Annotated in this window: 16 protein-coding genes; 14 read left to right on the top strand and 2 right to left on the bottom strand. The window is 29.0% G+C overall.

What is annotated here, in order from left to right:
- Window positions 1–2 precede the first annotated feature (2 nt).
- On the bottom strand, window positions 3–1112 hold the full coding sequence (locus CRV03_RS13525; RefSeq protein ID WP_129085677.1) for an alanine--glyoxylate aminotransferase family protein: 1110 nt from the start codon (window positions 1110–1112) through the stop codon (window positions 3–5).
- Between the two features lie 202 nt (window positions 1113–1314).
- Between CRV03_RS13525 and CRV03_RS13520 the strand changes: the two genes are divergently transcribed.
- The 7 genes from CRV03_RS13520 (at window position 1315) to CRV03_RS13490 (ending at window position 6025) form a co-directional block, all read left to right on the top strand.
- Complete coding sequence (locus CRV03_RS13520) at window positions 1315–1500, top strand: hypothetical protein (protein ID WP_129085676.1); 186 nt, start codon at window positions 1315–1317, stop codon at window positions 1498–1500.
- A gap of 102 nt (window positions 1501–1602) precedes the next feature.
- The gene (locus tag CRV03_RS13515) at window positions 1603–2226 is read left to right on the top strand and encodes a LysE family transporter (protein WP_129085675.1); all 624 of its coding nucleotides are present in this window, start codon (window positions 1603–1605) and stop codon (window positions 2224–2226) included.
- 139 nt (window positions 2227–2365) lie between these two features.
- The gene (locus CRV03_RS13510) at window positions 2366–2818 is read left to right on the top strand and encodes a MarR family winged helix-turn-helix transcriptional regulator (RefSeq protein WP_129085674.1); all 453 of its coding nucleotides are present in this window, start codon (window positions 2366–2368) and stop codon (window positions 2816–2818) included.
- Window positions 2819–2874: 56 nt separating this feature from the next.
- Complete coding sequence (locus CRV03_RS13505; RefSeq protein WP_129085673.1) at window positions 2875–3444, top strand: YceI family protein; 570 nt, start codon at window positions 2875–2877, stop codon at window positions 3442–3444.
- A gap of 8 nt (window positions 3445–3452) precedes the next feature.
- The gene (locus CRV03_RS13500) at window positions 3453–4223 is read left to right on the top strand and encodes a class III extradiol ring-cleavage dioxygenase (RefSeq protein ID WP_129085672.1); all 771 of its coding nucleotides are present in this window, start codon (window positions 3453–3455) and stop codon (window positions 4221–4223) included.
- 2 nt (window positions 4224–4225) lie between these two features.
- The gene (locus tag CRV03_RS13495; RefSeq protein WP_129085671.1) at window positions 4226–4930 is read left to right on the top strand and encodes a pirin family protein; all 705 of its coding nucleotides are present in this window, start codon (window positions 4226–4228) and stop codon (window positions 4928–4930) included.
- A 60-nt stretch (window positions 4931–4990) separates the two neighbouring features.
- Window positions 4991–6025: a glyceraldehyde 3-phosphate dehydrogenase NAD-binding domain-containing protein gene (locus tag CRV03_RS13490; protein ID WP_129085670.1), complete on the top strand. Its 1035-nt coding sequence runs from the start codon at window positions 4991–4993 to the stop codon at window positions 6023–6025.
- Between the two features lie 32 nt (window positions 6026–6057).
- Here the strand turns inward: CRV03_RS13490 and purM are convergent, their stop codons facing one another.
- Window positions 6058–7053 (bottom strand): phosphoribosylformylglycinamidine cyclo-ligase, encoded by a 996-nt coding sequence (gene purM / locus CRV03_RS13485; RefSeq protein ID WP_129085669.1) that lies wholly within the window; start codon window positions 7051–7053, stop codon window positions 6058–6060.
- Window positions 7054–7194: 141 nt separating this feature from the next.
- On the opposite strand from purM, the gene CRV03_RS13480 reads away from it, so the two are divergent.
- From CRV03_RS13480 to CRV03_RS13450, 7 genes are read left to right on the top strand one after another with little or no spacing between them, the layout of a single operon-like run.
- Entirely contained in the window at window positions 7195–7740 is a 546-nt protein-coding gene (locus CRV03_RS13480; protein ID WP_129085668.1) for a spermidine synthase, read from the top strand.
- 51 nt (window positions 7741–7791) lie between these two features.
- Window positions 7792–8382: a dephospho-CoA kinase gene (gene coaE / locus CRV03_RS13475; RefSeq protein ID WP_129085667.1), complete on the top strand. Its 591-nt coding sequence runs from the start codon at window positions 7792–7794 to the stop codon at window positions 8380–8382.
- Window positions 8379–9116 (top strand): diaminopimelate epimerase, encoded by a 738-nt coding sequence (gene dapF / locus CRV03_RS13470; RefSeq protein ID WP_129085666.1) that lies wholly within the window; start codon window positions 8379–8381, stop codon window positions 9114–9116. The genes coaE and dapF overlap by 4 nt, the downstream gene beginning before the upstream one ends.
- A 9-nt stretch (window positions 9117–9125) precedes the next feature.
- Complete coding sequence (locus tag CRV03_RS13465; RefSeq protein ID WP_129085665.1) at window positions 9126–9872, top strand: glucosaminidase domain-containing protein; 747 nt, start codon at window positions 9126–9128, stop codon at window positions 9870–9872.
- Between the two features lie 2 nt (window positions 9873–9874).
- Complete coding sequence (gene purT / locus CRV03_RS13460; RefSeq protein ID WP_129085664.1) at window positions 9875–11044, top strand: formate-dependent phosphoribosylglycinamide formyltransferase; 1170 nt, start codon at window positions 9875–9877, stop codon at window positions 11042–11044.
- Entirely contained in the window at window positions 11044–11625 is a 582-nt protein-coding gene (locus tag CRV03_RS13455) for a hypothetical protein (protein ID WP_129085663.1), read from the top strand. Before purT ends, CRV03_RS13455 begins: the two co-directional genes overlap by 1 nt.
- Window position 11626: 1 nt before the next feature.
- Window positions 11627–13600 (top strand): cache domain-containing protein, encoded by a 1974-nt coding sequence (locus CRV03_RS13450; RefSeq protein ID WP_164968670.1) that lies wholly within the window; start codon window positions 11627–11629, stop codon window positions 13598–13600.
- Window positions 13601–13777: the final 177 nt, after the last annotated feature.

The raw sequence follows: 13777 nt of genomic DNA, 5'->3' as shown, positions 1-13777 counted from the left end.
TATTAATTTCCTTTAAACATCGCTTGAGAAAATACTTTTGAAGCAGTTCCATCAAAGTCTCTAAGTTTTAATTCGTCCATTGCTAACTCAATTGCATTTACTACCCAAGTAGCTTCAAAATCTTCAACTAATCCCATGTGATTTACTCTAAAGATTAATTTTTTAATATGATCTTGTCCACCAGCAATATTAACATTGTATTTAGTTTTTAAAATTTTTCTAATCTCTGGTGCATTTTCAGTATAGATAGTAGTCATAGCATTTGCAGGAGTTGCAGGGAAAACTTCACATCCAATTGCAGTTAAAGCTTCTCTAGTAGCTTTTGCTCTTAATGCTGTTTTCTCATAAAGTGCATCAAATCCACCATTCTTTTTAATATGTGCTAAAATCTCTTTTAACCCAATGATTAAAGTTGTTGCTGCAGTCCATGCTGTAGTATTTGTTCTTTGTTTTTTAATCTCAGTTGCAAGATTAAAATAAAAACCTTTTGCATTTTCTTCAATTTTAGAAACTGCATCATTTGATAAACCAATTACTGCAAGACCAGGAGGAAGCATAAGTGCTTTTTGACTTCCTGTAATTACTGCATCTAAGTTTGTAGTATCAATTTTCTCAACACCAATAGCAGTGATTCCATCCGCAACTATTGTGATGTCTTTATTTAGTTTTTTAACTTCTTTAGCAATCTCTTCAACAGGATGTCTTAATCCCCCTGCACTTTCGCATAGTTGAATAAATATTGCATCAATTTCACTGTCATTTTTAACTGCTTCTAAAATAGCATCTACACTAACAGGTGTATTCCACTCATTTTTGATTTCAGTATATTCGATGTCAAAAGCTTTACAAATTTTTCCAAATCTTTCACCGAATTTTCCTGAATTAACAGTTAATGCTTTTTTCTTTGTTAAGTTAGTAACACAAGCTTCCATTGCACCTGAGCCACTAGATGCAAGCATTACAACTTCATCCATTCCATATAATTCAAATAATAGTTCTCTTGTTTCTTCAAATATTTTTTCAAATTCTGGTGTTCTATGGTGAATAGTAACATCTGCCATAGCTTTTCTTACAAATTCTGGTACAGGCGTTGGTCCTGGTGTTAGTAACATATAATTTCCTTATAAGCTTTTAGTAAAACTCGATATTATATCCAAGTGTTTATAATTAAATGGTTAAACAAAAGAAAAACATTTTTTAAGCTTTCTTTTAGTTATAACACTTGACATTATTGTTTTTTTAATATATAATCCCCATATTATATTACTTTTTTCAATAAGTAATAGATAATTTTACAATTAAAGGACATTTAAAATGGCAAAAGAATTAAAAGAAAAAAAAGTTGCAAAAATCGCTAAAAAGGCAGCTAAAAAAGTAGCTAAGAAAAAAGACGTAAAAAAAGTTGCAAAGAAAGTTACTAAAAAAGTATTAAAAACTAACCCAACAAAAGTAAAAGCAGCTAAGAAAGTTGCTAAAAAAGCGGCTAAAAAAGCTGCATAGTAATTAAATTTATTCCCTCCAAAAGGCAGTTTCCCGACTGCCTTTTTTTATTAATAAAACTTTTTATATAATCTTTTACAATCTTAAAATTAAAGAATCACTATGGAATTAAATGTTTGGTTAACACTATTACTTGCTACTATTGCTATTTCTGTTTCACCTGGAGCAGGAGCTGTTGTTTCTATGAACTATGGAATTAAATATGGGCTGAAAAAATCATATGCTGCAATCTTTGGTTTACAAGCTGGACTATTAATACAAACTTTTGTAGTAGTAATTGGACTTGGAGCATTAATTGCAAAATCAGTTATGCTTTTTAATATAATCAAATGGATTGGTGTTGTTTATCTTATTTATTTAGGTCTTTCAAAAATCTTTGAGAAAGTTGAGACTATAGATGAAGAAGAACATTTAAAAGCATATAGTGCAAAAAGAGCCTTTATTAGTGCAACTTTAATAAATCTAACAAACCCTAAAGCAACTGTATTTTTAGTTGCATTTATTCCTCAGTTTTTAAATCCTGAGTACTCTTTATGGATTCAATTTGGAATAATTTGCTTAACTTTATGTGTAATTGATATCTTTGTAATGACAGGTTATTCATCAATGGCATCTAAATTAAAGTTTTTAATAAAAGATGTAAAAGCAATGAAAGTACAAAATAGAATTACTGGAAGTTTTTTAATTTTAGCAGCTATATTTATGAGTACAACAAAAAGAGCTTAATAAATTTTAAAATTTTATAAAAGCCCTTTTTATAGAACTTTTATTAGCATTTTATTACTAATTAGTACTACTTTAGTCTCTTAGCTACTTGACATTTACTACTAATTAGTAATATACTTTCATTCAAGGAGTTAAATACATGAATACAAAATCACTGAAAAGTTATGGAAAAAGAACAGATAAATCTATGAAAACTATTATTAGAATAGAGAGAATTAGATCAAAGTTTCATAATAGATTAGTGAACTATTTAAATGAATTTGACTTAACATTTAACCAGTTTAAAGTGCTAGAAGTACTTTATCATAGAGGTGATTTAAATATTGGTTCAATTACAAAGCTTACAATGAGTACTCCTGGTAATATAACTGTTGTAGTAAGAAATCTTAAAAGAGATGGATGGATAACAACAATTTCTGACCCAGAAGATAAAAGAGCTTCTATTTTAACTATTACTAAAAAAGGAATAGAAGTAATTGAAAAGGTATTTCCAAATCATGCAAAAAACCTAAAAAAATCACTTGAAATTTTAAGTGATGAAGAGCTTGATACTTTATATGAACTTTTAAATAAGGTCTATAAAGCAAACTAAAAAAATTTTACATTTATATTACTAACTAGTAATAATTTAATAAAAAGGAATAAAAAATGACAAAATTAGTAAAACTAGGATTAGCTTCAGTTTTAACAGCAAGTGCACTATTTGGTGGAACATATAACGTAGATAAGAGTCACTCAAATGTTGGATTCAAAGTAAAACATATGATGATTTCAAATGTTACTGGTAAATTTGATAACTTCAATGGTTCATTTGAATATGATGAAAAGACTAACTCTTTAAAATCATTAAATGGTGTTGTTGAAGTGAAATCAGTAAATACTGCAAATGAAAAAAGAGATAAACACTTAAAAGAATCAGACTTCTTTGCAGCAGAAAAATACCCACAAATTACTTTTGATCTTAACAAAGTAGAAGATGATAAAGCTTATGGAAAACTGACTATGAGAGGTGTTACTAAGGATGTTATCTTAGATGTTGAAACAAATGGAACAATTAAAGACCCTTGGGGAAATACAAGAGCTGGTTTAGTTCTTGAAGGTAAAATTAATAGAATGGATTATGGAATTAAATATAACTCTGTATTAGAAGCTGGTGGAGTAGCAGTTGGTGAAAAAGTAAAACTAATTGTTGAATTAGAAGGTATTCTAAAAAAATAAGGATTTAAATGTACTCGTCACTATTTATTTCACATGGAGCACCAAATATTATTCTTCAAGACTCTCTTAGTAAAGCAAATATAAAAAGCTTTGCTAGGGGTTTAGAAAAACCTAAATATATAATCATTTTTTCTGCACACTATGTGACAAATGACTTAAAAATTATAAACTATGAAAACAATGATTTATTATATGACTTCTATGGTTTTGAAAAAGAGTTATATGAATACGAATATGAAATAAAAAGTGATAAGAGTATAAGCCTTAAAATTGTAAAGCATCTTAAAGAAAATGACATCAATATTTCTATAGATAATACAAGAGTTAACTATGACCATGGTGTATGGAGTTGTCTTTCAATGATGTATGATAAGCTTGATATTCCAGTTATTCAACTATCTGTACCAAGCTCTTATACAAAAGAACAACTAATAGACTTAGGTGAAAAATTAGCTATCTTTAAAGATGAAGCTTTACTTATAGGAAGTGGTGGATTAACACATAATCTTTCAGATATGCAAGTAAGCGATTCAATTAAAACTTATGCAAAAAACTTTAATGATGAAGTAATAAATATAATAAATAGTGGTAACCAAGAAAGGTTACTAGAAATAGCAAAAACTATTAACTATAAACAGAATCATCCAAGGGATGAACACTTCTTACCTCTATTTATTATATTTGGAAGTGCAAAAAATAAAAAAGGCAAATCCTTTAATAGTGAATTTATGTATTCAAATATCTCAATGGAATGTTTTGCCTTTGATTTAAAGGACTAAAAATGCTAAAAAAACTAAAAAAAGAAAATATGGGAACATCAAATCTTGGTTGGCTTGAAAGTAGATTTCATTTCTCTTTTGCTGAGTATAGAAACCCTGATAACGTAAATTTTGGAGTATTAAGAGTTTTAAATGATGATATAGTTCATCCAAAAAGTGGCTTTGACAAACATCCTCACCATAATATGGAAATCATCTCTTATATAGTTAAAGGTGAAATTACACACAAAGACTCAATGGGAAATGAAGAGACTTTAAAACGTGGGGAAGTTCAATATCTAAGCGCAGGAAATGGAATCTATCATAGTGAACATAATCTGCATGAAAGTGAAGATTTAAGGCTTTTACAAATTTGGATTATACCTCCTACTATTGGTCTTAATAGACTTTATGGTTCAGAAAAATTTAAAAAAGAGCAAAGGGAAAACAAGCTTTTAAATATTGTTTCTTCAAAAAATGGTAATGCCCCTATAAAAATTCATCAAGATGTAAACTTTTATGTTAGTGAACTAGATAAAAATAAAACTTTAGATTTTAAAATAGATGAAAATCGTCAAGTCTATTTTGCACAAATTGAAGGAACCTCTTTAGTAAATGATATTGAACTAAATGAAGGTGATGCAATGGAAATTACAGAAGAGAGAAACCTTGAAATAAAAGCACTAGAAAACTCACATTTTCTTTTTATTGAAATGAAAAGTGAGTAAATAATTACTTGCCTAAAAGTTAATATGATAAAATAAACAAAAACTTTAGGCTTTAACTTAATGAAAGAAAAAATACTTTTAAATGGAGTAGGAAGAATAGGAAAAGCTATTCTTAGACAATCTCTAAGTGACTCAGACTTTGAGATTGTTGCAATAAATGAGATAAACCCTTATATCAAAAATATTGTTTACTCTATTAACCATGACTCAACCTATGGAAATATCGAAGACAGATTTACAATAGAAGATGATAACTTTATAAAAAACTCTAAAACAAAAATCAAAATTCTAAACCATCAAAATATCTTTGATATAGATTTAAAAGATATAGATTATATCATTGATGCAAGTGGTATCAAACACGATATAAAAAGCCTTGAAAAACTTGATGTAAAAGCAATCTTTTTAACCCATGCAAATGAAAATGCCCATAAAAATATTATTCTTGGAGTAAATGAACAAGAACTTAATACCAATAAACACAAAGTTATTTCAACTAGCTCTTGTAATGCAACGGCACTACTTCCTGCTTTAAAGATAATTGATGAAAGTAAGAAGATTATTTGTGGTGATATTTCAACTATACACCCTTTACTAAATCATCAAAGGGTTTTAGATGGAAGTTTTGTAGGAAGTGCAACTAGAGATGTAGACTATAACTTCGAGTTTGGAAGGTCTGCTACACAAAATATTATTCCAAATAATACAACTACTATAAAGGCTTGTTCTTTTATAGAACCCAAAATCAACCACGAACTAATATCTTCAAACTCATTAAGAGTTCCTACAGATACAGTGGGAGCTATAAATGTATGTTTATTTATTGAAGAGAAAACTTCTAAAGAAGAGATTATAAAGCTTTTTGAAGAGTTTGAGAAGAACCAAAACTATCCTATAGTTTTAAACAACTACGACCCACTTGTTTCTAGTGATTTCAAAAAACAAGCCCATACAACTATTATTGACCATAGATATACAGATGTAAAGAAAGAGAAAATGATTAAATTTTTACTTTGGTATGATAATGAGTGGGGATATGCCTCAAAAACAATTGAGATTTTAAAATATTATGCACAAAAAAAGGCAAGCTTTTAAACTTGCCTTTTAAATAATCTAAACTTTAAAGATTAGATATATTCTACTTCTGCTTTTCCAGTTTTGATTTCACCGATTACATAACCATCAGTGTTTTCTAATACAGAATCTACATTTGCAGGATTAACAACAAGAACCATACCAACACCCATGTTAAATGTTCTATACATCTCTTCTTGCTCTACAAACTGTCCCATATAATCAAAGATTGGTAATACTTTGATTTTACTTCTATCAACAACTGCTTTTAAGTTGTCTGGAAGTACTCTTGGTAAGTTTTCAGTAATACCACCACCTGTAATATGTGCTAAAGCATTGATTTTGTCTTTATTAGCTTTGAACTCTTTTACATAAATTCTAGTTGGTTCTAGTAATACATCTTTTAAAACTTTTCCATCAAACTCATCTTCTAAAGTCATTCCAAGTTTTTCTAAAAGAAGTTTTCTAACAAGAGAGAAACCATTTGAGTGAACACCTGAAGAAGGAAGTGCGATTAATACATCACCCTCTTCTATTTTTTCAATTCTATTTAACTCTTCTTTTTCTGCAATACCTACACAGAAACCAGCTAAATCAAAATCACCCTCTTTATACATACCAGGCATTTCAGCAGTTTCACCACCTACTAATGCACACTCAGATCTAATACAACCTTCTGCAATACCTTTTACAACATCAGTTGCAGCATCAACTTCTAGTTTTGCAGTTGCATAGTAATCTAGGAAAAATAATGGCTCTCCAAAATTACAAAGTAAGTCATTTGTACACATTGCAACTAAGTCAATTCCTACAGTATCAAATTTTTTCGAGTCAATCGCTAGTTTAAGTTTTGTACCTACTCCATCAGTTCCTGATAATAAAACTGGGTTTTTATAACCTGTTGGTAATTCAAATGCACCTGCAAATGAACCAATTCCTCCAAGTACTCCTGGGATTAAAGTAGATTTAACATGTGGCTTAATATTTTCTACAAACTGATTTCCTGCATCAATATCTACACCAGCATCTTTATAACTTACTGTTGACATTATTTTCCTTCTTTATTTTTGTTTTTAAATATATCTGTTAAATATCAGCTTAATTTTTTATGCCGTAAAGATATATTTATTAAGTTTAATAGTATTTTGCTATTATACCTAAAATTTTATAAAATATAAGGACTTATAAAAATGAAAAATAATCAAGCCTTTAATGAAATGATGGTGCATACTCCTATCTGTACGCATAAAGAACCAGAAAATGTTTTAGTAATTGGGTCTGTAAGTGATGAATTAAAAAAAGAGGTTGAAAAGCATAACCTAAAAAATGTTGAGTATGGTGACACTTCAATTTTAACTTCTAAAGATGAAAAAAATGTTGACTTACTAATTTTTACTGACGTAAATCTTGATGAAATGCTTTTAGCAAACATTGAAAGAGTACTAAAAAATGATGGTGTTATTTCATTCTCTACTTCAAGTTTCTCATCTGATGAGCAAAAGTTAAAAGATGACTTAAGTTTAGTTGGTCAAAACTTCTGGATTGCTATGCCATATAAATTTGGACATGAAACTGCAATTTTAGCTTCTAAAAAATATCACCCAACTGCTGATATTATTTTACAAAGATCAGATTTATTAGTTGACTTAGAATACTATTCAACAGAAATCCACCATGCTTCATTTGTATTCCCAGCAGCTCAATACAGAGCTTTAACTGGTATCGCAAGAAGGTAATCTCTCATTAAATAATCATAAATAAATCATTTTTATAGTAAAATATCTACTATGAGTAATGATTTATTTAAAAATGCAATCGCCCTTACTGGCGGAATATCTACAGGTAAAAGTACAGTTTGTAACCTTTTTAAACTTCATGGGTTTCTAATAATTGATGCAGATGAAATTGCACATAAACTACTTGATGAAAACTCTGCAAAAATTGCAGAAATGTTTGGTAGTCAATATGTTGAAAATGGAAAGGTTCTAAGAAAAGAGCTTGGAAAAATCATCTTTACAAATGAAGATAATAAACTAAAACTAGAGAGTTTACTTCATCCACTAATAAAAGATGAGATAGTAAAAAGGTCAAGACTATTTGAAAGTCAAGATAAACCTTATTTTATAGATATTCCACTATTTTTTGAAAAAATGCACTACCCTATTCCTAGGTCTTTAGTTGTTTATACACCAAAAGATTTACAAGTTCAAAGACTAATGAAAAGAGACAATATTAGTGAAGAAGAAGCACTAGTAAAAATCTCAAATCAATGGGATATAGAGAAGAAAAAAGAGTTAGCCCATATGGTAATTGATAACTCTAAAAATCTAAAAAACTTACAAGATGAAGTTGAAAGAATTATTGAGGAAATAATATGACATATACAAAATACTCTGCAAGTGGAAATGACTTTGTAATCTTCCATACTTTTGTTGAGCAAGACTTTTCTTCTAAAGCAGTTGAGCTATGCAATAGAACAGAAGGTATTGGAGCAGATGGTTTAGTTGCACTTGTTCCAAGTAATGAAGCAGATTTTAAATGGCTATTTTATAATAGTGATGGAAGTGAAGCTTCTATGTGTGGAAATGCAACAAGAGCAGTTGCACACTATGCTTATAATAATGGTCTTGCGCCTTCTAGTATGAAGTTTTTAACACAAGCTGGACTTATAGAATCAATTGTAGAAAGCAATATTGTACAAACTCAAATGACCAAACCTTTAGTTATTAAAGAGCCTTTTGAACAAGAAGGTTTTACTTGGTACTTAATAGATACAGGAGTTCCCCACTTAGTTGCACTTGTAGATGATTTAGAGAAATATGACCATGATATTTGTGCAAAAATGAGATATGAATACAATGCAAATGTAAATCTTGTAAAAGTTGAAGATAAAAAACTTTATGTAAGAACATATGAAAGAGGTGTTGAAGGTGAGACAAAAGCTTGTGGAACAGGTATGGTTGCTTGTTTTTTAAGATGTCTTGATTTAAACCTTGTAGATGAAAAAGCATTAGTTTATCCAATCAGTAAAGAAGAACTAACTATCTCAAAAATAGATGGAAAAATCTATTTTAAAGGTGCTGTTAAAAAAGTCTTCACAACTACAATTTAAAGGCTTCAAATGAAACTATTTAAAATTTTATTATTGAGTGCATTTCTTTGTACTCTTTCTTTAGCAAACACTTCAAATAAAGGTTTTCCTGAAGAGTATTATAAACTTCATGGTCAAAAAGCAAAAGACTACTTTTTTAACTTCTTAGAAAAAAAAGTTGAAATTGAAAACCTTAAAACCCTAAAAGAAAGAGATTTTATTCTTTCACTTAATGGGAAAAAAGATTTAAGTGAAACTTCAAAAGAGTATAAAGAGCTTGAAAGATTACAAAAAAAATATAAAGTTAAAAACATCTATGACTATAAAACATTTTTAACAAGAGTAGATATTATTCCTACTTCACTTGCTATTGCACAAGCTGCAACTGAGAGTGCTTGGGGGAAAAGTAGATTTATTAGACAAGCAAACAATATTTTTGGACACTGGACTTATGATAAAAAAATAGGAATGGTTCCTTTAAGAAGAGAAGCAGGGAAAAAACATATGGTTAGAATCTTCCCTAATTTAGAGTCTTCTATTGCAGTATATATGAGAAACCTAAATAGAACAGGAGCTTATAAAAGCTTTAGAACAAACAGAGCAAAAATGAGAAAAGATGGAAAATTTATTAATGGATATATCTTAAGTGAAGATATGACTAAATACTCTGCTATTGGTTATGAATATGTAAAAATCCTAAAATCTATTATTAGAAAATATAAGCTAACTGAACTTGATAAAAAATTTTACGAAAAAACAATTAATAAGGAAAAATAAAAATGAATTTTACAGCACCTCTTAAATCAGACTCTATAAAGATTATGCTTCTTGGAAGTGGAGAGTTAGGTAAAGAAGTTATTATTGAAGCACAAAGATTAGGAATAGAGACTATTGCAGTAGATTCTTATAATAATGCTCCTGCACAATTAGTTGCAAACAAATCTTATACAATCAATATGAAAAACAAAAATGAGATTTTAGATGTAATTAGAAGAGAAAAACCAACATATGTTTTACCAGAAGTTGAAGCTATCAATATTGAAGCACTTTTTACAGCAGAAGAAGAAGGTTACCATGTAATTCCTAATGCAGATGCAGTAAACAAAACTATGAATAGAAAAAACATTAGAGAGTTTGCAGCAGTTGAGCTTGGCCTTCCAACTAGTAAATATGAGTTTGTAACTACTTTTGAAGGTTTAGAAAAAGCGGCAGGAAATATTGGTTTTCCTTGTGTAATTAAACCTGTAATGAGTAGTTCAGGACACGGTCAAAGTATCGCTAGAAGTGAAGCAGACTTACAAAACTCTTGGGAACTTGCAAAAGAAGCAAGAGGTGATGCAAGTGAATTAATCGTTGAAGAGTTTATCACTTTTGATTATGAAATCACTATGCTAACTGCTAGAAATGAGTCTCAAACTGTATTTTGTGAACCAATTGGACATATCCAACAAGATGGTGACTATATTTTTTCATGGCAACCAATGAACATGAGTGAAATTGCTAAAAGAAAATCTCAAGAAGTTGCAAAAACTATCACTGATGGTTTAGGTGGAAGAGGTATTTTTGGTGTTGAGTTATTTGTAAAAGGTGATGAAGTTTATTTCTCAGAAGTAAGCCCAAGACCACATGATACAGGTATGGTAACTATGATTACTCAATCTCAAAGTGAGTTTGCACTTCATGTAAGAGCAGTTTTAGGATTACCTTTAGACTTTATTGATTATGGAGCAGGTGCAAGTGCAGCTTATAAAGCTAAAAACGATACTTTTAATCCTGTTGTAGAAGTAAAAGATGAAGCCTTTACAGCTACTTCATATGCAAGAGTATTTGGTAAACCTCAAAGCCATGAAGGAAGAAGAATGGCAGTTGCATTAACATTTGATAAAGATAGTAGTGATAAAGCATTACAACAAGCAAGAGAACTTATTGAAAACTACAGCGATAAATAATGATTAAAAACCTTTTAGCAATCATATCATTAACATTTATCTTTAATGGTTGTTTTTCTCTATCATCACTTAACCCTTTTAGTGATGATGAGGAAATAGTAAAAGAAGTTAAACCTACAAAAATACCTGAAGATGCTCCAAGCTGGGTAAAAGAAATTAATGAAAAAAATTCTATTTCTATTGTTGCCTTTTCATATATAAAAGATGGAGATGTTAAAGAGTTTGATAAAAAAAGAACTCTATTAATTGCAAGTAATAAACTTAGTAAGAAAATCTATTTAAAAACAATTGAGTATTATAAAGAGTATGAACAAAAACTAGATAACCCTATGACTTTTGATCAAGACTTAAAAAATATTGCAGAACAAATATCTTTAAAAGCAGTATCGAAAAGTAAGATTAAAAACTCTTGGTTAAGTAAGGACAATAGACTTTTTGTAAAACTTTCTGTTGACTCTGATTTTGTTGCAACTTTAATTCAAAATGAGAGTAAAAATATTTATAAAGTGAATAAAACTTTATATAAAAATATTTTATCAAATAGAGCAAAAACTCTTTTAATTGAGTATTTGGAGAAATAAGTTGCTTATAAAAAGTGAACAACAACTTTTAAACTTTATCAAATACTCACCAATAATTATTATTACATTAATTGCAATATTAATTAACTCTCTAATCTATATTCAAAATGAACAAAATTTTGAAAAAGATTTAGAGATTTATAAAAAAAACTATATAGAATCAAATAAAAGACTTACAAAGTTTCAAGTAGAAAAAGCATATAAAGATATTCAAAGAGAAAGAGAAAACCTAGAACATAGACTTGAAAACAGATTAAAAACAAGAGTTCAAGAAGTTTATCTAATAGTTGAAAACTTACATAAAAAGTACTCTCACTTAGAAGAAAAAGAGCTTTTAAATATTATAAAAGAGAGTATTAGAACTATTCGGTTTAATGATGGGAGGGGCTATTTTTATATAGCTAAGAAAAATGGATTTAGTATTCTTCATCCTATCACTCCTGAATATGAAAACAATGATGTATCAAAGTTAAAAGATAGTTTTGGAAACTACTTATATAAAGAGATAATTGACCATTTTAAAACTGAAGAAGAGTACTTTGGAGAACTTAAAGCTGTAAAACCAAATATGGGTAATAAAAAGTTTGAGAAAGTTACATATATAAAACTGTATAAACCTCTTGATATTATAATTGGTACAGGGGAATACAAAGAAGACTTCAATAATGAAATAAAAAACCACATAATAAGAGAACACATTCAAAATGTAAGATATGGTAAAAATGGATATATTTTTATTTTTGATTATGATGGTTACCAACTTGCACACGTAAAAAAAGAGTATATTGGTAAACAAAGAATTGATTTAGTTGATTCAAATGGTTTTATGATTACAAAAGAGATTATAAAACAAGCAAAAAAAGAACCAGGATTTATTAGTTATATTGGTTCAATTATGCCTGAAACGGGGAAACCTGCCTATAAAACAACTTATATTAGAGGTGTTGATGATTGGGGTTGGGCTATTGGTTCTGGCTTTTATAATCTTGATATGCTTAAGTACTTAGAAGCTAAGAAAAAAGAGTTAAGAGCTATGAATAATGAGTCTCTAAAAAAGACTCTTATTATAAGTTTAATTCTTAGTGCTATTTTAATCGCCCTTGCTTTTTATATTTCAAATATATTAAAAAACTTTTTCACAAGATATCATGAACGAATTGAAAATGAAATCCAAGAAAATAGAAAAAAAGATATGGTTTTATATCAGCAATCAAAAATGGCTTCAATGGGTGAGATGTTAGGAAATATAGCTCACCAATGGAGACAACCTTTATCTTCTGTTTCAACTATTGCTTCTGGAACTAAAATCCAAAAAGAGCTAGGAATGCTTGATGATAAAGAGTTTGATAAGGGAATGGAAACTATTGTAAAAACTACAAAACACCTTTCTCAAACAATTGATGATTTTAGAGAGTTTTTTAATCCAAATAGAGTAAAAAAAGAAGTTGATACTCAAGTTATATATAATAAAGCTATTCAACTTATCTCTTCAAGGCTTACTTCAAAGGAAATTGAACTTAAGTCTGATATTGATAGTACTGCTTTTGTAACCTATGAAAATGAACTTCTTCAAGGCTTAATGAACATACTAAACAATGCCATTGATGCTTTTGAAAATAAAGAGATTAAAAATAGAGTAATCAAATTTGATATTAAATTCCAAAAAGAATGTAAAATGCCAAATTGTGATATAAAAGAGTGTACTCAAGGTAAAGAAGGCTATATTACAATTACTATTCAAGATAATGCTGGAGGAATTGCCAAAGAGCATATTGATAAAATCTTTGAAGCATATTTTACAACAAAACATAAAAGTCAAGGTACGGGAATTGGTCTTTATATGACCTATGAAATAATCAATAAACACCTAAAAGGTTTTATTAGTGTTGAAAATTCTGAGATGAAACACGATACGCAAACTTACAAGGGTGCGAAGTTTACTATTATTTTACCAACTAGAATTGAAGAAGGTTAAGGACTTACCTTCCTTCTTCTTTATTCCACTGAGCATATAAAGCTTCAGCGTCAGCTATTTCTTCTCTTGATGGTTTTCTTCTACAAGATAAAAACCCTTTTGTTCCATCACAACTCTCAAATGGATATACTGTTGCAAACACCCAGTAGTATCCTCCTGTTTTTGTTGCATTTTTTA

Source organism: Arcobacter sp. F155 (assembly GCF_004116455.1).
In the GTDB taxonomy this organism is placed as follows: Bacteria; Campylobacterota; Campylobacteria; order Campylobacterales; family Arcobacteraceae; genus Halarcobacter.
This window is presented reverse-complemented; position numbering and strand designations above follow the sequence as displayed.